Origin of the sequence: Tersicoccus solisilvae, assembly GCF_014643255.1 — a bacterium.
Taxonomy (GTDB): Bacteria; Actinomycetota; Actinomycetes; order Actinomycetales; family Micrococcaceae; genus Tersicoccus; species Tersicoccus solisilvae.
In genome coordinates, this window is record NZ_BMJI01000031.1 from 1 (window position 1) to 22,241 (window position 22,241).

General features: G+C 71.0%; 16 protein-coding genes. 3 read left to right on the forward strand and 13 right to left on the reverse strand.

Annotation, left to right across the window (positions count from 1 at the left end; translation table 11 throughout):
• Window positions 1–457: 457 nt before the first annotated feature.
• From glgB to IEX22_RS14785, 3 genes are read right to left on the reverse strand one after another with little or no spacing between them, the layout of a single operon-like run.
• Window positions 458–4,471: a 1,4-alpha-glucan branching protein GlgB gene (gene glgB, locus IEX22_RS14775; protein ID WP_188669165.1), complete on the reverse strand. Its 4,014-nt coding sequence runs from the start codon at window positions 4,469–4,471 to the stop codon at window positions 458–460.
• 14 nt (window positions 4,472–4,485) lie between these two features.
• Window positions 4,486–6,261: a maltose alpha-D-glucosyltransferase gene (gene treS, locus IEX22_RS14780; protein ID WP_188669166.1), complete on the reverse strand. Its 1,776-nt coding sequence runs from the start codon at window positions 6,259–6,261 to the stop codon at window positions 4,486–4,488.
• Window positions 6,258–8,429 (reverse strand): alpha-1,4-glucan--maltose-1-phosphate maltosyltransferase, encoded by a 2,172-nt coding sequence (locus tag IEX22_RS14785; RefSeq protein WP_188669167.1) that lies wholly within the window; start codon window positions 8,427–8,429, stop codon window positions 6,258–6,260. Before IEX22_RS14785 ends, treS begins: the two co-directional genes overlap by 4 nt.
• Window positions 8,430–8,596: 167 nt before the next feature.
• Between IEX22_RS14785 and glgP the strand changes: the two genes are divergently transcribed.
• Entirely contained in the window at window positions 8,597–11,161 is a 2,565-nt protein-coding gene (gene glgP, locus IEX22_RS14790; RefSeq protein WP_188669168.1) for an alpha-glucan family phosphorylase, read from the forward strand.
• 54 nt (window positions 11,162–11,215) lie between these two features.
• On the opposite strand, the gene IEX22_RS14795 is transcribed toward glgP, so the two are convergent.
• From IEX22_RS14795 to IEX22_RS14830, 8 genes are all read right to left on the reverse strand, one after another.
• Window positions 11,216–11,686, reverse strand: a complete 471-nt coding sequence (locus IEX22_RS14795; protein ID WP_188669169.1) for a barstar family protein — start codon at window positions 11,684–11,686, stop codon at window positions 11,216–11,218.
• 39 nt (window positions 11,687–11,725) lie between these two features.
• Window positions 11,726–12,214, reverse strand: coding sequence for a guanyl-specific ribonuclease (locus IEX22_RS14800; RefSeq protein ID WP_229660084.1), 489 nt, complete (start codon window positions 12,212–12,214; stop codon window positions 11,726–11,728).
• A gap of 32 nt (window positions 12,215–12,246) precedes the next feature.
• The gene (glgX, locus tag IEX22_RS14805; RefSeq protein ID WP_229660085.1) at window positions 12,247–14,373 is read right to left on the reverse strand and encodes a glycogen debranching protein GlgX; all 2,127 of its coding nucleotides are present in this window, start codon (window positions 14,371–14,373) and stop codon (window positions 12,247–12,249) included.
• A gap of 139 nt (window positions 14,374–14,512) precedes the next feature.
• Window positions 14,513–15,505 (reverse strand): 23S rRNA (guanosine(2251)-2'-O)-methyltransferase RlmB, encoded by a 993-nt coding sequence (rlmB, locus tag IEX22_RS14810; protein ID WP_188669172.1) that lies wholly within the window; start codon window positions 15,503–15,505, stop codon window positions 14,513–14,515.
• A gap of 439 nt (window positions 15,506–15,944) precedes the next feature.
• Entirely contained in the window at window positions 15,945–17,438 is a 1,494-nt protein-coding gene (locus tag IEX22_RS14815; RefSeq protein WP_188669173.1) for an ApeA N-terminal domain 1-containing protein, read from the reverse strand.
• Between the two features lie 25 nt (window positions 17,439–17,463).
• Complete coding sequence (locus IEX22_RS14820) at window positions 17,464–17,811, reverse strand: hypothetical protein (RefSeq protein ID WP_188669174.1); 348 nt, start codon at window positions 17,809–17,811, stop codon at window positions 17,464–17,466.
• Window positions 17,812–17,815: 4 nt separating this feature from the next.
• Window positions 17,816–17,983 (reverse strand): hypothetical protein, encoded by a 168-nt coding sequence (locus IEX22_RS14825; protein WP_188669175.1) that lies wholly within the window; start codon window positions 17,981–17,983, stop codon window positions 17,816–17,818.
• 67 nt (window positions 17,984–18,050) lie between these two features.
• Window positions 18,051–18,497 (reverse strand): hypothetical protein, encoded by a 447-nt coding sequence (locus IEX22_RS14830; RefSeq protein WP_188669176.1) that lies wholly within the window; start codon window positions 18,495–18,497, stop codon window positions 18,051–18,053.
• A 128-nt stretch (window positions 18,498–18,625) separates the two neighbouring features.
• On the opposite strand from IEX22_RS14830, the gene IEX22_RS14835 reads away from it, so the two are divergent.
• A complete protein-coding gene (locus tag IEX22_RS14835; RefSeq protein WP_188669177.1) occupies window positions 18,626–19,441 on the forward strand; it encodes a hypothetical protein in 816 nt (271 codons plus the stop codon).
• 71 nt (window positions 19,442–19,512) lie between these two features.
• Here the strand turns inward: IEX22_RS14835 and cysS are convergent, their stop codons facing one another.
• Together cysS and ispF are read right to left on the reverse strand one after the other, a co-directional pair.
• Window positions 19,513–21,027 (reverse strand): cysteine--tRNA ligase, encoded by a 1,515-nt coding sequence (gene cysS / locus IEX22_RS14840; RefSeq protein ID WP_188669178.1) that lies wholly within the window; start codon window positions 21,025–21,027, stop codon window positions 19,513–19,515.
• A gap of 92 nt (window positions 21,028–21,119) precedes the next feature.
• On the reverse strand, window positions 21,120–21,632 hold the full coding sequence (ispF, locus tag IEX22_RS14845) for a 2-C-methyl-D-erythritol 2,4-cyclodiphosphate synthase (RefSeq protein WP_188669179.1): 513 nt from the start codon (window positions 21,630–21,632) through the stop codon (window positions 21,120–21,122).
• 104 nt (window positions 21,633–21,736) lie between these two features.
• Between ispF and IEX22_RS14850 the strand changes: the two genes are divergently transcribed.
• On the forward strand, window positions 21,737–22,241 hold a 505-nt coding region (locus tag IEX22_RS14850; protein WP_188669180.1), incomplete at its 3' end, for a 2-C-methyl-D-erythritol 4-phosphate cytidylyltransferase.

Consider the following 22,241-nt stretch of genomic DNA (forward strand, 5'->3'; position numbering starts at 1 on the left):
GACCACCACGGGGGTGGCAGCCAGACATCACAACCAGTAAATAACTGGCATCAACAAACAAAACAACACACTATTGAGTTCTCAAACAACAGGCACTTCCGGTTTCAGCGGCGGTGTGAGATCCTCTATTCAGGATCTCTCTCCGTCATTCCGTTTCGCTCCGGAGCAACTTGTCTAACTTACCATTCCGATCCGCTCTGTCAAAATCGGCCGTTTCCGTCCGTTTTCTCCAGGGATCCCGGTACTCGCTCCGAGAAGCTTTTCCGGTGCGATCAACGGTGTCCGCGAGGCCTTCGAGGAGGCCCTCCGCGTCCCATTCGTTCCGATCGGCGCGAGATGAAACTCTACCACCGCCTCCGCGGCAGTGCAAAACGGGCCCTCCCCCGCCCGTGCGGCCGGGCCGTGTGGCCCGGAATCCCGGGGAAGGAGGGCCCGTCCGGCCCTGCAGCGGAACTGGTCAGCGCGTGCGCGCGTCCTTCGCCGGCGTCAGGTAGAGCACGCCGAGCGGCGGCACCTGCACCGTCGCCGACGCGGGCTTGCCCTGGAAGGACCCCTCGACCGCGGTGATCTGTCCCTGGTTGCCGACGCCGGAGCCGCCGAACTCCTCGGCGTCGGTGTTGAGCGCCTCGGTCCATGTGCCCGCCCACGGCAGCGCGAGTTTGACGTCGTGGTGCGGGTTGCCGGCGAAGTTCGCGACCACCACCACCGGGTTGCCCTGCGGATCCCAGCGGGTGAACGTGAGCATGTTCCGCCCGGCGTCGTTCGCGTCGAGCCACTCGAAGCCGGCGGGATCGTTGTCCCACCGGTACAGGGCCGGCGTCGACGTGTAGAGGGTGTTGAGCTGCTTGACCAGCAGCTGCAGCCCCCGGTGCGGCGGGGCGTCCGTCAGCCACCAGTCCAGCCCGTGCGCCTCGTTCCACTCGGCCTCCTGGCCGAACTCGGTGCCCATGAAGATCAGCTGCTTGCCCGGGTGCGCCCACTGGAAGGCCAGGTAGGCCCGCAGGTTCGCCAGCTGCTGCCACCGGTCGCCCGGCATCTTGCGCAGCATCGACCCCTTGCCGTGCACGACCTCGTCGTGACTGATCGGCAGCAGGAAGTTCTCCGTGTAGGCGTACACCATCGAGAAGGTGGCCTTGTGGTGGTGGTAGGACCGGTTGACCGGGTCCTCGGAGATGTAGGACAGCGAGTCGTGCATCCAGCCCATGTTCCACTTCAGCCCGAACCCGAGCCCGTTGTGGTCGGTGGGACGCGTGACGCCCGGGAACGCCGTCGACTCCTCGGCGATCGTCACGATGCCGGGCACCCGCTTGTAGGCCGTGGCGTTGGCCTCCTGCAGGAAGCCGATCGCCTCGAGGTTCTCCCGACCGCCGAAGCGGTTCGGCCGCCACTGGCCCTCCTGTCGCGAGTAGTCCAGGTAGAGCATCGAGGCGACGGCGTCGACCCGCAGCCCGTCGATGTGGAACTCCTCGAGCCAGTACAGCGCGTTGGCGACGAGGAAGTTGCGCACCTCGCGTCGGCCGAAGTCGAAGATGTACGTGCCCCAGTCCGGGTGCTCGCCGAGGAACGGATCCGGGTGCTCGTAGAGCGGCTGGCCGTCGAACCGGGCCAGCGCGAACTCGTCCTTCGGGAAGTGCGCCGGCACCCAGTCCATGATCACGCCGATGCCCGCCTGGTGCAGGGCGTCGACGAGGTGCTTGAACTCGTCGGGGTGCCCGAAGCGTGACGTCGGGGCGAAGTACCCGGTGACCTGGTAACCCCAGGATCCGCCGAACGGGTGCTCGGCCACCGGCATCAGCTCCACGTGTGTGAAGCCGAGCCACGAGACGTACTCGACGAGCTGCTCGGCCAGCTCGGTGTAGCTCAGCCCGAGCCGCCACGACCCGAGGTGCACCTCGTAGACGCTCATCGGCGCGTTGTGCGGGTCCTGCCGTGAGCGCCGTGCGATCCACTCGCCGTCGCCGAAGGTGTAGGTCGAGTCGACGACCCGGGACCCGGTGCGCGGGGGCACCTCGGTGCCGCGCGCCATCGGGTCGGCCTTCATCCGCCACTGGCCGTCCTGGCCGAGGATCTCGTACTTGTAGGTGGCGCCGGCACCGACGTCGGGGATGAAGATCTCCCACACGCCGGACGAGCCGAGCGAGCGCATGCCGTGGGCCTTGCCGTCCCAGCCGTTGAAGTCGCCCGCCACGCGGACGGACCGGGCGTTGGGCGCCCAGACGGCGAAGCTGGTGCCGGTGATCGGTCCCATCGACGACGGGTAGTCGCGCAGGTGTGCACCGAGCACGGTCCACAGGGTCTCGTGCCGGCCCTCGCCGATCAGGTGCAGGTCGAGTTCGCCGAGCGTCGGCATGAACCGGTAGGGCTCGTCGACGCGGTGCGCGACACCGTCCCCGTAGGCGACCTCGAGCCGGTAGTCCGGCACGTGGCCGTCCTCCGGCGCCTCGAGCACCGCGGTCCAGATGCCGCCGTACTCATGGGTCGCCGGCGTCGTGCCCGCGGCGGTGATGACGTCGACGGACGCGGCCATGTGCCGCAGGGTCCGCACGGTGACCGTGCCGTCCGGCGCCACGTGCGCCCCGAGGATGCCGTGGGGGTTGTAGTACCGGCCGGCGGCCACGGCGTCGAGCACCTCGGTCGACACCGGGATGGGCCGGGCGGGCGCCGGGCGCGTCTCCGGTTCGGCGGTGGACGCGGCCCCGGCGCTGACGTTCAGGTTCGCGGCCTGGGCGAGCGCCTCCGGGGAGACGTCGGGCGCCCCCTCGGGCAGGTCGGGCCGGTTCCGGTCCAGCGGGGCGCCGCTGGAGCGGGCCGGGGACGCGGTCGCCGCCGGTGCGGCCGTCGTCTTCGGCTCGCGCGCCGCGGCCGGTGCCGGTGGCTGCGCCGCTGCGGCGGTCTCCGGCTCGGGCGCGGCGGCGGGAGCCGGCTTCCGGGCGGTACCGGGCCTGGGTGCCCGGGGCTTCTTGATCATCGATGAGCCTTCTTTCCTCGATGGGGCCGGTGTGGGGGCGTGATCGCCCACGTGCAGGGCGCGGTGCACCGCGTCAACAGGCACCGCGATCCAGTCCGGCCGGTTGCGCTGTTCGTAGACCACCTCGTAGAGCGCCTTGTCCAGCCACAGGCCGACGAACAGCGGGGACTCGGTGTCGACCGGCTCCCCGCTGACGCGACGGTAGCCGTCGAGGAACGCGTCGGAGGCGGCGGTGGTCCAGGCGCGAGTGGCGTCGGGGTCCGCGCCGTTCAGCACGGCGAAACCGCCCGCGTAGTCGAAGGACCTGAGCATGCCGACCACGTCGCGCAGGGCGGTGTCGGGCAGGGAGCGTTCGGCGACGGGCCGCAGGGGCTCGCCCTCGAAGTCGAGCAGGATCCAGCCGCGCTGCGGGGAGTCGAGCACCTGCCCGAGGTGGTAGTCCCCGTGGATGCGCTGCAGCACGGGGGCGTCCCCGCCGCGGCCGAGTGCCTCGACGGCCGCCTCGACGGCGGCGTCGTGCGGGCCCACCGCGTCGGCGGCCTCGGCCCACGCCCAGCGGATGCGGCCGGCCAGAGACCGCAGCAGCTCCTCGTGCTGGGCGGCGTCGGCGACCCGGGTGCCGAAGGCCTCCCGCAGGCCGGCGTGCACCCGGGCGGTCGCCTCCCCCAGGGACGCGGCCGGACCGGTGAAGTCGGTGCCGGCGCGAGCCGCCGCCGTGGCGGTCCGCCAGGCGTCCTCGCTGCCGGCCATGAACTCGCTGAGCACGGCGAGCTGGCCGTGGTCGAGCCCGGTCTCGTCGGCGCCGGCGTCGTCGCGATCCCGCTCCTGGCGCGTCCACGCCCCGTCGATCCAGCCGTACGTGGCGGCGACGGCGTCCACCCGCGCCTCGGTCAGCCCGATGCCGACCTCCACGTCGGGGTTGATGCCGGCGCCGAGCACGCGGAACAGCTTGATGATCGCGGGCGCCGCCGGGTCGTCGATGATGATCGACGTGTTGGACTGCTCGCCGCTGAGCACCTTCGCGCTCGGCAGGTCGCCGAGGGCGCGGGTCGAGGCCCACCGCCCGGTGGCGTGACCGCGCGGCGTCACGTCGTCGGTGCCGCCGGCCGTGTCGCTGCCCGTCGCCGCGGTGATCAGGTCGAGGTAGAGCCCCACGAGCACCGGGTCCCGGACGCCGTCGTACACGTCGACCCGCGCGTCCGGCGCCTGGCCCGCGTCCGCACCGGGCAGCGGGGCATCGCCCGCCGGGACGGTGCCGATCGGGTCCACGCCGTGCAGCGTGTGGTCGCGCCGGCGGTAGGTGAGCGGGACCTGCACGACGTCGATCCGGTCCCCCGAGTCGATCGCCACGAGATGGACGCGCACACCGATCCGGCCGGCCGGGTCGGTCAGGTCGAAGCCGCCGGCCGCCGCCAGGCTCACGCCCTTGCCCCGGGCGGGGTACCAGCGCTGGCCGGGCAGCCAGCGGTGCAGCAAGTCGGTCAGGTCGGGGGTCAAGGTCATCGTGGCCGCTCCCTTCATGACGACAACTCGTGCTGGGGCAGGATCACCGGCAGGGCCTGCGTGGCCGGTGACGCGGGGTTGGAGTAGGGCGAGCGCATCCGCAGCCAGAAGAAGTCGTGACTGCCGAGCGTGATGGTGATCCGGCCGTCCTCACCGATCGGCGGGAACGGGGTGCCACCGAAGACGTCGCGCAGGCCGCGGCGCGCGAACCGGGGCAGGTCCAGCACCGCCGAGGACGGGTGCTGCGAGAGGTTGTACACGCACAGCACCGCCTCGCCGTACTCGTCGTCGGTCTGCTCGTCGGGGATCTCCCGCAGGAACGCGAGGATGTGCTCGTTGTCCGCGGGCACGTTCTCGTAGCCTCCCAGACCGAACGCCGGGTGGGCCTTGCGCACCGCGAGCATCTGCCGCACCCAGTGCAGCAGGGACGAGGAGTGCGCCAGCTGGGCCTCCACGTTGACGTGGTTGTAGTGGTAGACGAGCGACTGGATCACCGGCAGGTACAGCTTGCCCGGGTCGGCGACGGAGAACCCGGCGTTCCGGTCCGGGTTCCACTGCATCGGCGTGCGGGAGGCGTCGCGGTCGTCGAGCCAGATGTTGTCGCCCATCCCGATCTCGTCCCCGTAGTACAGGAACGGGCTGCCGGGCAGGGCGAGCAGCAGGGCGTGGATCAACTCCACCTCGGCCCGCGAGTTGTCCAGCAGGGGCGAGAGGCGGCGCCGGATGCCGATGTTGGCGCGCATCCGGGCGTCCGGTGCGTACCAGCCGAGCATGACCTGACGCTCCTCGGTGGTGACCATCTCGAGGGTCAGCTCGTCGTGGTTGCGCAGGAACGTGCCCCACTGCGCGCCGGCGGGGATGGCCGGGGTGTCGCGCATCGTCTCGATGATCGGGGCGGCCTTCTGGTCCCGCAGGGCGTAGAAGAGCCGCGGCATGATCGGGAAGTGGAAGCACATGTGGCACTCGGGGTCGTTCTCGTCCCCGAAGTACTCCACGACGTCGTGGGGCATCTGGTTCGCCTCGGCGATGATCACGCGCCCGGGGTAGAGCTCGTCGACCATGGACCGCAGATCCCGCAGGAACCGGTGGGTGCCGGGCAGGTTCTCGCAGTTGGTGCCGTCCTCCTCGAAGAGGTACGGGATGGCGTCGGCCCGGAACCCGTCGACGCCCTGGTCCAGCCAGAACTTGACGACGTCGAACACGGCCTCGACGACCGCCGGGTTCTCGAAGTTCAGGTCCGGCTGGTGGGAGAAGAACCGGTGCCAGAAGAACTGCCGCCGCACGGGGTCGAACGTCCAGTTCGACTCCTCGGTGTCGACGAAGATGATCCGCGCGTCCTGGTACTTCTCGTCGGTGTCGCTCCACACGTAGAAGTCGCCGTACGGGCCCTCCGGGTCCTCCCGGGAGGCCTTGAACCAGCCGTGCTGGTCCGACGTGTGGTTCAGCGGCAGGTCGATGATGACGCGCAGGCCACGGGCGTGCGCCTCGGCGACGAGCCGCTTGAAGTCGCTGATCGTGCCGAACTCGTCGAGCACCGAATAGTAGTCGGCGATGTCGTACCCGCCGTCGCGCAGCGGCGAGTCGAAGAACGGCGGCAGCCACAGGCAGTCGATGCCGAGCCACTGCAGGTAGTCGAGCTTCTCGATCAGGCCGGAGAAGTCACCCGACCCGTCGCCGTTCGCGTCCGCGAAACCGCGCACGAGCACCTCGTAGAACACCGCCTTGCGGTACCACTGGGGGTCGTGAGCGAGCCCGGGGGCGTTGAGCGCGAACGCCGAGGGCACGCTCATGCGCCCCGCCGGACGGCGAACACGTGGGCCGGCTCGACCCACGGGTCCAGCTTGACGTAGTTGTCCCGTCCCCACGTCCAGCTGTTGCCCGAGAGCAGGTCGTCCACCCAGAAACGACCGTCCGCGTCCAGGTCCGCCGGGTCCAGGTCGAGCGCGGCCAGGTCCAGGCTCACCAGGCCCTCCCGCGCGGCGTGCGGGTCGAGGTTGACGACGACGATGACGGTGTCCTTCGTGCCGTCCGGGTCGACCTTGTGCTTGACGTAGGCGACGGTGTGGTCGTCCGTCGTCGCCGCCACGGTGAGGTTCTGCAGGTCCCCGAGCGCCGGGTGGGCGCGGCGGATGGCGTTGAGGCGGGTCAGGTACGGGGCCAGGGTGCGGCCCTCGGCCTCCGCGGCGGCCCAGTCCCGGGGCCGGTACTCGAACTTCTCGTTGTCGATGTATTCCTCGGCGCCGGGCCGGGCGACGTGCTCGTACAGCTCGTAGCCGGAGTAGACGCCCCACAGGGGGCTGCCGGTGGCGGCGAGCACGGCGCGGATCTTGAACCCGGCGGGGCCGGAGTACTGCAGGTACTCGGTGAGGATGTCGGGAGTGTTGACGAAGAAGTTGGGCCGGTAGAACGCCGGGGTCTCGTGGGAGACCTCGGTGAAGTAGTCGAGGATCTCCTCCTTCGTGTTCCGCCACGTGAAGTAGGAGTACGACTGCTGGAACCCGGCCTTGCCCAGGCCGTGCATCATCGGCGGGCGGGTGAACGCCTCGGCGAGGAACACGACGTCGGGGTCGGTGGCGTTGACCTGGCCGATCAGCCACTCCCAGAACCACAGCGGCTTGGTGTGCGGGTTGTCCACGCGGAACGTGCGCACCCCGTGGTCCATCCACAGCCGCACGATCCGCAGCACCTCGTTCGAGAGACCCTCGGGGTCGTTGTCGAAGTTCAGCGGGTAGATGTCCTGGTACTTCTTCGGCGGGTTCTCGGCGAAGGCGATGGACCCGTCGATGCGCGTGGTGAACCACTCGGGGTGCGCGGTGACCCACGGGTGATCCGGGGTGCACTGCAGCGCCAGGTCGAGCGCCACCTCCATGCCGAGCTCCCGGGTGCGGGCGACGAACGCGTCGAAGTCCTCGAACCTGCCCAGGTCCGGGTGGATGGCGTCGTGGCCGCCCTCGGCGGCACCGATGGCCCACGGGGAGCCGGGGTCGCCGGGCCCGGCGACCAGCGTGTTGTTCGGGCCCTTGCGGTTGGTGCGGCCGATCGGGTGGATCGGCGGCAGGTAGACGACGTCGAACTGCATCGCCGCGACGGCGTCGAGCCGGTCGACGGCGGTCCGGAAGGTGCCGGAGGTCCACTGCCCGGTCGCCGGGTCGTAGCTGGCCCCCTCGGAACGGGGGAAGAACTCGTACCAGGACGCGCGTCCGGCGCGCTCCCGCTCGACGTTGATCGGCCAGTGCCGCGTGGCAGTGACCAGCTCGCGGATCGGCCGGCGGTCGATCACGGCGTGCACCTGCGGGCTGATCCCGGCGGCCAGTCGCTCGGCGGCCGGCAGCGTCGTGTCCGCGAGGCGGGCGGCCGCGGTCCGCAGGGTCTGCGCGTCCTCGGCGTCGCGGTCGGCCTCCTGGGCGCCGCGCTCGAGCAGGGCGGTGCCCTCGTCCAGCATCAGCTCGACGTCGACGCCGGCACCGATCTTGATGGTGGCGTCGTGCTCCCACGTGCCGTAAAGGTCCGCCCAGCTCTCGACGGTGAAACTCCAGGCGCCGACGTCGAGGGGGCGCAGCGTGGTCGTGTACCGGTCGGTGCCGGGGACCTTCTCGACCATCCGGGAGCGGGCCACCTCGGTCCCGTCCGGGTCGTACAGCACCGCGGTGGCACCGAGCCGGTCGTGTCCCTCGCGGAAGACGGTGGCACCGATCTGCAGATCCTCGCCCGGGATGGCCTTGGCGGCGAAGGCGCCGCCGTCGACGACCGGCGCAACGTCGGTGACCGGGATCCGGTCGAACCGCAGCCCCTCGGTGATCGAGGCAGCGGCACCGGGCGCGTGCGCGGGCCCCCCGTGAGCTCCGGTCGGAACCGATCCTGCGGGTTGACCTGCGGGATCGGGCTGGGCTGGCTGGTCCTGTCCTGCGGGGCGACTCGCGGCCGCGGCTGGAGTAGTCACACGGTAGACGTTAGCCATTCACGCCGCGATTGCGAAGGCCGCCGCCGGCAGGGGGGCGCCGCCGTCATCCCCGCCGGCCGCGACGATCTCTCCCGGCGGTCGCGACGACGAACGCCGCGCCGCCCGGACGTAAGCGTTTACTGCCGGTGCGGTGCAGGTCACATCCATCCGCTACTGTTTGGCGCGTGAAAGCTATCCGACGGTTCACCGTCCGCACCGTTCTGCCCGAGGCCATCGCTCCGCTGAGCACGCTCGCGACGAATCTGCGCTGGTCCTGGCACGAGCCGACCCGCCGCCTGTTCGCCGACATCGCCCCGGAGACGTGGGCGCGCACCGCCGACCCCGTGCAACTGCTCGCCACCCTGACGCGGGGACAGCTGCAGGCCATCGCCGCCGACACCGCGCTGGTCGCCCGGATACGGGACCTCGGTGCGGACCTGCAGGAGTACCTGGCGCGTCCCCGCTGGTACCAGTCCCTCGGCGCGGAGGCCCCGGCCTGCATCGCCTACTTCTCCCCCGAGTTCGGCATCGACGCGGTGCTCCCCCAGTACTCCGGCGGCCTCGGCATCCTGGCCGGCGACCACCTCAAGTCGGCGTCCGACCTCGGCGTGCCCCTGATCGGCGTCGGCCTGCTCTACCAGGCCGGGTACTTCAAGCAGTCCCTCTCCCGTGACGCGTGGCAGGAGGAGACCTACCCGGTGATCGACCCCGACGGTCTGCCGCTGTCGCTGCTGCGGGAGGACGACGGCACCCCGGTCGAGGTGCGGCTGCCCCTGCCGGCCGGCCGCCAGCTGCTCGCCCACGTCTGGAAGGCCGACGTCGGCCGGGTGCCGCTGCTGCTGCTGGACTCCAACGTGCCCGGCAACGACGACGCCGCCCGGACCATCACCGACCGGCTCTACGGCGGCGGCGGGGACCACCGGCTGCAGCAGGAGCTGCTGCTGGGCATGGGCGGGGTCAAGGCGCTGCGCGCGTTCGGCCGCCTCACCGGCGGCACCGCGCCGGAGGTGTTTCACACCAACGAGGGGCACGCCGGCTTCCTCGGCATCGAACGCATCCGTGAGCTGATGGACAGCGGGCTGAGCTGGGACGAGGCGCTCGTGACCACGCGCGCGTCGACGGTGTTCACCACGCACACCCCGGTGCCCGCCGGCATCGACCGGTTCGAGATCGCCCAGATCCAGCACTTCTTCCAGGCCGGCCTGGCCCCGTCCGTGCCGGTGACCAACATTCTCGCCCTCGGCGCCGAGACGTACCCGGGCGGCAACCCGGCCACGTTCAACATGGCGGTGATGGGGCTGCGCCTGGCGCAGCGCGCCAACGGCGTCGCCAAGCTGCACGGCGTCGTCTCCCGGCAGATGTTCGCCGGCCTGTGGCCGGGCTTCGACCAGGAGGAGATCCCGATCACCTCGGTCACCAACGGCGTGCACGTGCCGACCTGGGTGGACCCACGGATCGTCGAGCTGGCGCGGACCCGCTTCGGGTCGACCCCGGACTGGAGCGAGGTGTTCCAGGTCGACGACGCCGAGGTGTGGGCGCTGCGCCGCGAACTGCGCTCCTCGCTGATCGCCGACGTCCGGCGGCGGCTGCGCGCGTCGTGGACCAAGCGCGGTGCGGCCGACGCGGAGCTGGCGTGGACGGACGACGTGCTGGACCCGGACGTGCTGACCATCGGCTTCGCCCGCCGGGTGCCCACGTACAAGCGGCTGACCCTGATGCTGCGCGACCCGGCCCGACTCAAGCGGCTGCTGCTCGACCCGGAGCGGCCGATCCAGATCGTGGTCGCGGGCAAGTCCCACCCGGCGGACGAGCAGGGCAAGCGGATGATCCAGGACCTGGTCCGGTTCACCGACGACCCCGAGGTGCGTCACCGCATCGTGTTCCTGCCCAACTACGACATCGCGATGGCGCGGACCCTGTTCCCCGGCTGCGACGTGTGGCTGAACAACCCCCTGCGGCCCCTCGAGGCGTGCGGCACGTCCGGTATGAAGGCGGCGCTGAACGGCGGCCTGAACCTGTCCGTGCGGGACGGCTGGTGGGACGAGCTGTACGACGGGCGCAACGGCTGGGCCATCCCCACCGCGGACAACCGGGCCACCCCGGAGCAGCGGGACGACATCGAGGCCGCCGCGCTGTACGAGCTGATCGAGAAGTCGGTCGCCCCCATGTTCTACGGCTCCGAGCGCGCCACGGGCGACTCGACCGACGACGTGCCGCACCAGTGGGTCGCCGCGATCAAGCACACCCTGGCCACGCTCGGCCCGGCCGTCTCGGCGGACCGGATGGTCTCGGACTACGTGACCCGGCTCTACACCCCGGCCGCCGAGTCCGGCCGGCGGGTGGCGGCGGACGACCACGCGGCCGCGCGGACCGCGGCCCGCTGGGATCAGCGGGTGCGGGGCGCCTGGCCGTCGGTGCACGTCGAGCACGTGGATGCCGAGGGCGTCACCGACGCCCCGCAGATCGGTGACGTGCTGACGATCAACGCGTACGTCTCCCTCGGCGGGCTGAGCACGGACGACGTCGACGTGGAGGTCGGGTACGGCCGGGTCTCCGAGTCGGACCACATCCACGACCGGGCGTTCGCGGACCTGACGCCGGCCGAGGACCTCGGCAACGGCCGGGCCCGGTTCACCGGGACGCTGGTGGTGGACCGGTCGGGTCCGTTCGGCTACACCGTGCGGGCGCTGCCGGCGACGGACCGGATGGCGAACAAGGCCGAGCTCGGACTGATCGCCACCCCCGCCTGACGGGACGGCCCACGGGCGTCCCGTCAGGGGCGGACGGCCCACGGGCGTCCCGGCTCAGGGGCGGACGACGACGACGCGGAACCGCGGCCGTGACCGCGTCGACGCGCCGGTCGCGGCCCGGTCGTCGTTCCCGGGATGATGCGCGACGGTCGGCTCGTGCGTCCTCCCGGCCCGGGAGGTTGCCTCCTCCTCGACGAAGCCGAGGACCTCGGCGATGCGGTCGGCGTCCCGGGCGGGCAGGGACGGGTCGACGTGCCACACCAGGGCGAACGGGTCGCGGGCGGTCTCCCGCAGCGCGTCGGCCAGCGCATCCAGATTCCGGCCGGTGTGCGGAGGGAACCGCAGCTCACGGGCGAAGGCGGCCAGCGCGGTCTCGCGGGTCGGGCCGGAGGCGATCTGGCGCACGGGCAGCGCATCCGGACGCGGTCGCTGCGCCGTCGCCCGCCCGGCGCCGGCGGCGTCGTGTGCGTCGATCTCCCGCCGCAGCGCGTGGCCGCGCCAGGCGGCCCGGGTCAGTTCTTCCACCGGGCTCCCCCGTCGTCGTGCCGTCGCCTCATCCGCGGTTCACCGGTCCTCGGCGATGACGCGGAAACTCGCGTAGTGGTCCGTGGTCCAGTACAGCGCCCCGTCGCGCGCGGCCACGATCCGCCGGGCGCCGCGGTCGGACTCCCCCGGCGTCCGCACCGTGTACTCGCGGTAGTGCCCGCGGGGCCGGGCGGGCAGGAGGCGTTCGAAGTTGCCGAACGTCGAGCCGTCCTCCTCGTACGGGAACGGGCCGCCGCGGTGGATCAGATCGATGGTGCGGCGTGCCTCGGCGGGGAGGGTGGACGCGGCGACGACCGCCAACCCGGAGACCGGGTCGCGGCCCGTGGCGCGGGGGGTGCCGCCCGCCGGGGTTCCCGGGCCGGTGGCGACCGCCGTCTGCCCGGTCGACCCGCTCGGCCCGCTCGTTCCCGTGGCCAGACACCCGGCCAGCAGCACGGCGATCAGCACGGCGGCGATCGCGGCCCCGGCGGCGGCGACGCGCCGGACGCCGGTCCCGCGTCTGCGCACCCGGTTCGGGTGCGTCCGACCGGCCATACCGGTCAGTCCCGCCGGAACACGGTGATGCTCTGCGCCGGCGCCGTGAACACGTCGTCGCTCGCCCAGCACTCGTCCTGGCGGTGGTCGGTCGGAAGGTCGGTACTCATCCGGAGCACGAATCCGGCGCGGCCCGCCTCGTCGGCGGCCGCCGCGTCGAGCCCCGTCGGGCTGTCGTCGGCGCCGGTGCCGAGCGGGACGGCGAAGCCGACGTCCGGCAGGGTCACGTGCGAGGCGTTGGCCGAGCCGTTGATGACGAGCAGGCCGTCGATGGTCCCGTCCGGGGAGCCGAGCAGCAGCTGGAGCACCCGCACGTGCGGGTTGGTCCACTCCTGCTCGGTCATCGGGTAACCGGCCGTGCCGAACCAGTGCAGGTAGTGGGCCTCGGGGATGCGCGGGTAGTCCGCCGGCTGGTCGGCGAGGAACTCGCGCCGCACCCGGATGAGCCGCCGGGTGGCGCGCAGCATCCGCCGGGCCCGCTCGTCCAGGCGCCAGTCGATCCACGAGATGGCGGTGTTCTGGCTGTAGGCGTTGTTGTTGCCGCGCTGGGTGCGGCCGATCTCGTCGCCGGCGGTGATCATCGGCACGCCGAGCGAGAGCAGCAGCGTCGCCATCAGGTTCCGCTGCGTCCGCTCGCGCGCCCGCAGCACGCGGTGGCCCGTCGTCGGGCCCTCGACCCCGTGGTTCCAGCTGCGGTTGTGGTCCGAACCGTCCCGGTTGCCCTCGCCGTTCGCCTCGTTGTGCTTGACGTCGTAGGCGGTCAGGTCGGCGAGCGTGAACCCGTCGTGGGCGGTGACGAGGTTGATCGACGCCAGGGGGGACCGGCCCGACGCCGCGAACGTCGCGGCGGAGCCGGCGAGCGCGCCGCCGAGGGCGGCGAGGGACCCGCCGGGGCGGCCGGCGTCGAGCGCGGCCTGGTCCGAGAGCCAGAAGGTGCGCGCGACATCGCGGAAGCCGTCGTTCCAGTCGGCCCAGCCGCGCGGGAAGTTGCCGGTCTGCCAGCCGCCCATGCCGATGTCCCACGGCTCGGCGATCAGCTTGACCGGCGCGAGCACCGGGTCCGCCGCGGCGGCGACGAGGAACGGGTGGCGCTGGGTGAAGACGTTGTCGACGTCACGGCACAGCGTGGGCGCGAGGTCGAAGCGGAAGCCGTCGACGTGGCACTGATCCACCCAGTACCGCAGGGAGTCGAGGGCCAGCTGGACCACCCGCGGCTGGGAGAAGTCGAGGCTGTTGCCGCAGCCGGTGGTGTCCTCGTAGGTGTGCGGGTCGCGGTGCCGGTAGTAGGTGCGGTCGCCGAGGCCACGCCAGCTGCGCGCGGGCTGGTCCTTGCCGCCCTCCGCCGTGTGGTTGTAGACGACGTCGAGGATCACCTCCAGCCCGGCCGCGTGCAGGGCGGCGACCATGGCCTTCACCTCGTCGAGGACGGCCTGCGGCCCGGCGGCACGGCTGGCGGCGGTGGCGTACCCGGGGTGCGGGGCGAAGAAGCCCAGCGTGTTGTAGCCCCAGTAGTTGGTCAGCCCGAGGGCGGCGAGGTGCGGCTCGTCGGCGTGGGCATGGATCGGCAGGAGCTCGATCGCGGTGACGCCCAGGCGCGTGAGGTGGGCCAGCACGGCCGGGTGGGCCAGGCCGGCATAGGTGCCGCGCAGCTCCTCCGGCACGTCGGGGTGCAGCTTCGTCAGGCCGACGACGTGCGCCTCGTAGATGACGGTGTCGCGCCAGGGGGTGCGCGGGGCGACGTCGCCGGCCCAGTCGAACGCGCCGTCCACCCGCACCGCGGCGACGGGACCGACGTCGAGCCCGCGCTCGTGGTGCTCGGTCCCGGGCTCCTCGGCCGGGCCCTCCTCGGTCGGCGTCTCGGCCAGCCCGCGGGCGTACGGGTCGAGCAGGAGGGTGCCGTTCGGGTCCTCCTCGTCGAGCAGGTGGTAGCGCGCGCCCACCGCCAGGTCTTCGACGACGCCGTGGTGGACGCCGTCCTCGACGGCGGCGAGCGGCGTCTGTGCCCAGCCGCCGTCGGCGATCTCGTGCACCACGGCCAGGGCGCCGACGCCCGGGGCGAACACGGCCACGTTGACGGCGTCGTCCCGGTCCGGCAGGGCGCTGATGCCCAGCGGCCAGGGGAAGGAGCGCAGCGCCGAGGCGGGCCGGAGCCGTCGTGGCGGGCGCCGACGAGGATCGGCCGTCTGCGTCGTGGCGGTCGGGTTCGGGGCGGTCTGGGTCACGGTCGTCTCGTTCGATTCGGGAGGGTGCACCATCGGGCAGCCGGGGGGATCACGCGGTGGGACGGCTCCGGGCGACCTCGTAGAGACAGATGCCGACGGCCATCGACGCGTTCAGCGACTCCGTCGCCGCGTCGATCGGGATGGAGACGATCGCGTCGCAGGTCTGCCGGGTCAGCCGGGAGAGACCCTTGCCCTCCGAGCCCACGACCACGCACAGCGGCTCCTCCCCGGCGTCCAGGGCCGGCAGGGAGATCTCGCCGTCGCCGTCGAGGCCGATCACCCGGATGCCCAGTTTGCGGTAGCCGTCGAGCGTGCGGTTGAGGTTGGCGGCCCGGTTCACGGGCACGCGGACCGCGGCGCCGGCGCTCGTCTTCCAGGCGGTGGCCGTCATGGTCGCGGTGCGCCGTTCGGGGATGACGACGCCGTGGCCGCCGAAGGCGGCAACGCTGCGGATGATGGCGCCGAGGTTCCGCGGGTCGGTCACCCCGTCGAGCGCGACGATCAGGGGCGCGGTGCGCAGGTAGCCCTTGTCCCACTGGTCGGCCAGGTGCCGGCCGAGTTCGACGGCGTCGCCGTACTCGTAGGGCGGGATCTGCAGGGCGACGCCCTGGTGGACGGCGTCCAGCGTCAGCCGGTCCAGTTCCGTCTTGTGCACCTGCAGCACCGGGACGGACTGCTCTGCGGCGAGCTTGAGGATGTCCCGTACGCGGTCGTCGCTCTCGATCCGGACGGCGACGTAGAGGGTGCGCGCGGGCACCGCGGCCTGCAGGGCCTCGAGCACGGCGTTGCGACCGGTGACCATCTCCTCGGCCTTGTCCCGGCGGGTGCGGGTGTGCAGGGAGTTGCCGCCGGCGCCCCGACCGCTGGTGCCGGTGCGGCGTTGGGCGGCCTGCTTGGCCTTGTACGCCTTGTGGTAGGGCCGGTCCTCGGCCTTGGGCGTCGGCCCCCGGCCCTCGAGGGCCTTCCGGCCGAGCCCCCCGGTCCCGGCGGAGGGACCCTTCTTGTGCTTGCGGATGGCTCCGGCGCGCGGCTTGTTCGGCATGGGACCTTCCGTTGCTCTCGGGTGCTCGACGCGGCCGACCGGGCGGGTCCGGCGCACGAAGGGCCCCAGTCTACGGCGTCCGCCCTCGTGGGGCCGGTTCCGTCCGTGGTCACGGCGGGGTCAGACGCCTCATCGCTGACCCGACCAGCGGGCCGTGCGGAGAGCGAGGAGACGCTCTTCACGACCGTCCCTGGCCCTCACAGGGCCTACGTTATCCAGCGACTTCGACCCTCGGACTCCACCAGCCCACCGCAATTCTGACCAACTGACGCGCCGTGCGACCCGCGACTATCGCGTCCGCGTGTCACCCGAGGTCAACAGAATACGAAGGCGACGGCGTCGACGAGCATCGGCGTTCGCGCACGACAGTCGTTGCCCAGCGCAGCACTGGCCATCACCACGCCTCAGTCGAGACTCGACGACTGGCTTCGTCCATTGTCTAATGGAACTTCTCTCGCGCCTCGTTCGCTGCCCTGGAGAGAACTGGATGCTTGTCTATCGCTTCGATCAATTGACGTTCGTCCATCCCAAGCTCCTTCATGAAGTTCATGACCACCACCGCCGCAGTGACCTCAAGAACCCCGTACAACTCCTCAAAGTCGTGATCTTGCGATGTTCCCTCGTGAGCAAGCAAGTTACGCGCGTTCCCGGCGTGCCTCGCCCAAGACGCAGGATTTGGGACAAGCCTCTCACCTGCCGCGCCGAGGCGCTCCACGAGGTCAACCAGTCGCTGCTTTAGTGTGGGGTCGTTTCGAGTGAGTCTGTCCGACACCCAGCCGCGTCGTTCTTTCGGCGCAGCGGCAAGGAGCAATTTACGCAAGACATCGAACTCCTCGTCAGGAATCGGCGGGAGTACATCCAGGGCCCGATGAAAAGACTCAGCCGCAGCCACTGCCGTCACAACTCTTGGTTCGAGGTAACCGCTGCTTACATACCGCAGCCCGAGCACCATGGACCGCGCGGCCGAGAATCTCTCGTGTATACGGAACCACGCCGGGAGAAGTTGCCCGAAGTCCAAGTCCGCCGGGGTTATCACCATCTCACCGCCGAAGCCCACTTTCTTCTCCGGCGTTGGCACAGTTATGCGTTGGTGCAAGATTGATACCTCGTGCCGCTGATTCCTTAGTGGGTGGTCTTCCGGGTACAGCTCTGGCGTCGGCGGAAGGAAAGCACTCATCCCGATGATGCCACAAGCACTGAGACTCGACAGCGATATCAGGTCAGCGATCGCGTCAAGCCTGTCAATGATGTGCTCGAGCTTTCGAGCGTCCTCACTGGAAAACTCAATCTCAGTCCACTCGCGCACGCTCGCGCTGCGCCCTCCGCGAGTCGGCGAAGGCATCGACCGATTGGACACCTGGTAAAGCGTCCACTCAAGGCCGTCCGCCACCCGCGTTACTAGAGGCTCTGGCAGCTCGAAGTCGATGCTTCCACCACGATCTTGGAAGCTGTCGCCGTCAGATAGATATCGGCGCCTCCCCCCTATGCCGACGAACCCGGACCAGGCGGTCAATTTCTCGATACTGGCGCACCCACCAACGAATGCCTCTTCTGCAGGATCGTCGATGAGGCATCCGACTAGTGCGGTCTGCGCCCCCAACTCCAAATGGTCAGGCATCCCTTCGAACATGTTGAGCATTCCATGCGTTCGAGCGCCGGTGACCCACACACCTAAGAGAGAGATCGGCTGACCATCAGCGATACCGTGGACTACCGGCCATGTCTTGGTTTCGCCTCGGCGAATGATCGAGCCGTCGGCGCCGAGTTCAGACTCCTCGTATGGCCAACCCCCGATGAGCTCTAGAGTGAGGCCAACTGCCGGGGAGTACTTGAGGATGCCAGCCGTCTTATTCGCGTCATGCGCGTCGGACTCACCGGGGATCCACCACGTCCCGGTCCATTCATGCGATTCATGAAGCGTGTACTTCGGCATGCACCCAAGCTACGGCACGAGGGAGCTAGACGGACAGGGGTTGCGCACTGAATTGAGTCGCCAGGTTGCTGCAGTGATCCACCTCGTGGAGTAAGCGGCCGAGGACGTCCTCGCGGGCCACACTCGCAGGGTCGCCCGCTGCGGCCTGACGCCGGAGAGCGTCAAAGGTCAGCTCGTGGATGACGTAGCCTAGGTCGTCCGGGCTCGAGACATTCAGCCAGGCGAGGGCGTCGTCGTTCTGCCAGACGAGGTAGCCGACGGTCTCGTCATCCGAAACCCACACGCGGGTCACGGTGGCGATTCCATCCCAGTCAGGCTGGGCGTAGGTGGGCGGGCCAGCGACCTGTTCGGCCGGCTGAGGCTTCGGCGTCATGACCTCAACGGCGACCCGGCACGTATCGACTGTGCGAACCGTCGCGGTGCAGCGTGATGGCCTCTTCACCATGCCCGAGGTTGACAAAGCGCCGCCGGCCCTCGTGCAGCTCAAGGCCCAGCGCCGCGCACTCCGCCACGCTCAATCGACCCCTGGCGAGCTTCTCCACCATCGCGACCGACTCCCCAACAGCTAATGCGAACGATTCTCACCACGTAAGACCTTGCGCGTGCGGCGTCTCACGCCGCTGTTGGATCTGGCGCCTCGCGTTGCAATTCCCTACCGACCTCGCCTAGCGCTAAGTGCGCCTCGGCCTCGGCTCTAATCCACCACTCCTTGTCTTCATCCCGCGCAATCGCGAGCGCCTCCGCGTCGCTCAGCTTGACGTGCTTCGCCCATGCTGACGGCATCCGATCCGGGCCGAGTGCACTCAAAATCGAGCCCAACTCCGCCCCACGATCCTTCGCCCTTTCGATGTCGATGTCGCCGCGCCGCCGCAAGAGCTCGGACGCCCTCAAGAGGAGCTCCCTCTCTCGCGATAGCCGCACCTGGCGCCGATCCTCAGCAGCGATCCGTTGCGCGTTGCGCCGGTCCATCGCAGCAATGACCAAGGCAGCCCCGGAGCCCCCTAGTGCGACCAAGGTCGCCGCGGCCTGAACCCAGATCGCCACCCACTCATGAGACATGGCCGCAGAATATCCATGCGCGTCGCCCCGCCTCGGCGCCGCGCCCGACACGCTCGAAATCTCGCCCGTGACGCGTCATGGCTAGCCACGCTAGCGCCGTCGCCTATCTTGGGCCGTACCCTCCTCCTATGGCCGCATCTGCCGACAATCCGCCGCCCGATCCCCGCTATGTCTCCGTCGTTGTGCTTCCTGGGCGGGACCACCCCGTTGCTTTCGGCGTACTCCTCGACGTTCGAGCGCAGGTAATCAACGACCTGTGCCGCGCGGGCTTCAACGCAGGGCCGCCCCTTACGGGGGGCATCGGAAGCGCGATGGGGTTGGTGAAGATTGGCATGAGCGCGGCCAAGACGCTCGTCACCCTCGTCCAGTTCGCCCCGAAGGCCCTGCGCCATTACCGCCGCCGCTCCCTGTACGAGTTGAGAATCTCAATCCGAGCGTTCGACGATTCGGCTATGTGGCTACCGCTTCTGCGAGTGCTGCCCGAAATCAACACGCGATTGACGGACGAGTTCCCCGCGTTACGGCTCTCATTCGCTGTCGGGAGCGGTCGCAGCGACTCACCCATGCACGGAATCTCCGATCAGCCCGTGAGACTCGCCCTCTTCCGCGCCGGCGCCGTCACAGAGTGGAAGGTTTTCCGAGTCACACGGCACCTAAGCAAGGCGACAGCTGAGCAGGACATCTGGGTATCCGCGCGCCCCGGCTTCGTCGGTCGAAACCTGAGAGCGTTCCATGACAATCCCGGGAAGGCCTCCGCTCACCAGCTGACGAAGAGGGAGCGCGACGAGGACGCGCACACACTGCGCGCGATCGAACGCGGGGAACAGGACAGGAAGGCGTCGCAACCCCAGACGACCCCAGTCCTTCCCTTCGGCACGGAGGGAGGCGTTGACAGCTTTGTCCCGGCGTCCGACGCTGTGAGCGATTCAAGACCACTGGGCTAGTGCGCTCAGCCTCGCACGTGATTTGCCTCACCATATAGCTCGGATTTCACTGCCGGAAAGGGTCGGGGGGGTCAGGCGAGCGCCCAGCTCGAGCCGTCCTTGCCGTCCTCGATCACGATCCCGGCGGCGGTCAGCCGCTCGCGGATGCCGTCGGCAAGGGCGAAGTCCCGGGCGCCGCGCGCCTCGGCGCGGGCCGCCAGCTGCCCGGCGACGAGGGCGTCCAGCGCGTCCTCGACCGGCGAGCGGTCCCCGCCGGCACTCCACGCCGGGTCGAGGGGGTCGAGTCCGAGCACGCCGGTCATCGCCCGCACGTTGGCCAGGGCCGCGGCGGCTGCCTCCGTGTCGCCCTCGGCGAGCGCGGTGTTGCCGCGCCGCACCGTCTCGTGCACGACGCCGAGGGCCGCGGGGATGTTCAGGTCGTCGTCCATGGCGGCGGTGAACGCGGCCGGCAGGGACGCCGACCCCGCTGCCATCGCCTCCCCCGAGTCGTCGACGGCGGCGGGCAGGGCGGCGGGCTGCTGCGGCACCGCCCGGTCGGCGTTGCGCACGAAGGTGCGGATCCGGCCGTAGGCGGCAGCCGCCTCGGCGAGGGAGCCACCGTCGTCGGGCGTCGCCGGACGGAAGTCGAGCACGGACCGGTAGTGGGTGGCGGCCATGAAGTACCGGACCACCACGGGCTCGGCACCGGCGAGCACGTCGGCCGCGGTGACGAAGTGGAACGCCGACTTGCTCATCTTCTCGCCCTCGAGCGTCACCAGGCCGTTGTGCATCCACACGCGCGCGAACCGGTGGCCGGCGGCGGTGGACTGGGCGAGCTCGTTCTCGTGGTGCGGGAAGCGCAGGTCGAGCCCGCCGCCGTGGATGTCGAACTCGGCGCCGAGATACTTGCCGGCCATCGCCGAGCACTCCAGGTGCCAGCCGGGGCGGCCGCGCAGGTCGGGCCGGCCGAGCGGGTCCGGCCACGACGCCGACTCCGGCTCCCCCTCCTTGTGGCCCTTCCACAGGGCGAAGTCCCGGGGGTCGCGCTTGCCCCGCGGGTCGGCGTCGGCGGCGTCCTGCATGTCGTCGACGGACTGCCGGGTCAGGGAGCCGTACTCCGGCCAGGAGCGGACGTCGAAGTACACGTCGCCGGAGCCGTCCTCGGCTGGGTACGCGTGGCCGCGCTGCACCAGCTCCCGGACGAGGGCGTGCATCTCGGTGATGTGGCCGGTGGCGCGCGGTTCGTACGTGGGCCGGCGGACGCCGATCGCGGCGTAGGCGGCCTCGAACTCCTGCTCGACGCGGTAGGCGAGCCCCCACCACGGCTCCTGCGGGTGCGGGCCGGTGAAGTCGTCGGCGAACGACGCGGCCGCGTTGGCCAGGATCTTGTCGTCGATGTCGGTGACGTTGCGGATCACGGTCACCGCCAGCCCCGTGGCCTCGAGCCAGCGGGTCAGCAGGTCGAAGCTCAGGGCGGAGCGCAGGTGCCCGAGGTGCGGTTCGCTCTGCACGGTGGCCCCGCAGTAGTAGACGCTGGCCCGGCCGGGGGCCACCGGGGTGAAGGGGACGACGGAGGCGGAACGGGAGTCGTGGAGGCGCAGCGTCACCGTGTCAGTGTAGCCAGCGGGCGGGTGGGAGCCGCCGGTGTTGCGGCCGGTGAACGCGGTCCGGCGACCCGCCGATCGGCCACGGGGCGGCGTCAGCGTGTGCCGGGGACGGGCGTGCCGACCACGAGGGCGGTCGCGACGGCGGCCAGCCCCTCGCCCCGGCCGGTCAGGCCCAGGCCGTCGCTCGTCGTCGCGCTGATGCTCACCGGTGCGCCGGCGGCCTCGCTCAGGACCCGGGCGGACTCCTCCCGGCGGGCGGCGAACCGGGGGCGGTTGCCGATCACCTGGACCGCGATGTTGCCCACGGTGTAGCCCGCCGCCGCCACGATGCGCGCCGCCTCGGCCAGCAGCACGACACCCGGGGCACCCCGGTACCGGGGGCGGTCGGTGCCGAAGTGGGTGCCGAGGTCCCCGACCCCGGCGGCCGAGAAGAGGGCGTCGCAACAGGCGTGGGCGGCGACGTCGCCGTCGGAATGACCGGCCAGGCCGGTCTCCCCCTCCCAGTGCAGGCCGCCGAGCCAGAGCGGGGTGCCCGGATCACCCCAGGCGTGCACGTCGACGCCGATGCCGGTGCGCGGGAGCGGGAGGGATCCGGGTGCGTCCATGGGGCCAGTCTCTCAGGGGCCCGTCTCTCAGGGCGCCGTCTCCGCACCGGCGCCGACGGGCGTGGTTCGATGGTGTTCGCCCGTTCCCCAGCCCGGAGGTGCCCGTGTCCTCGTCCCTCGGCGTCGTCCTGCCCGACCCCGCCGCGGACGCGGAGGCCGCCGCCGGGCTGCTCGAGGTGGCCGTCCGGGCGCTGCGCGAAGCCGGCGTCGACGAGGTGGTGGTCCTGGACCGCCCCGATCGGCGATCCCCTCCGGCGGGGCGGAGCGACGGCGCCCTCCCCCGGACGCTGGCCCTGGCGGCGGCCTCCGCCAGGGCGGGCGGCCACGACCGGATCCTGCTGCACCGCCTCGACCACGCCCTGACGCCCGCGGCCCAGGTGGCACGGGTCCTGGGCGCGCTGGACGACGGGGCGGCCGTCGCCGTGCCCGTCCTGCCGGTCACCGACACCGTCACCGCGGTCGCCGCCGGGCTGCTCGGCCGCACCGTCGACCGCACCCACGTCCGCGCCGTGTGCTCACCCTGGGGTTTCACCCGGGCCGCTCTCGAGCGCGCCGCCGACGCCGCGTCCGCGGGCGGCTCAGGGCCGGCGACCCCGGGTGCGGCACCGG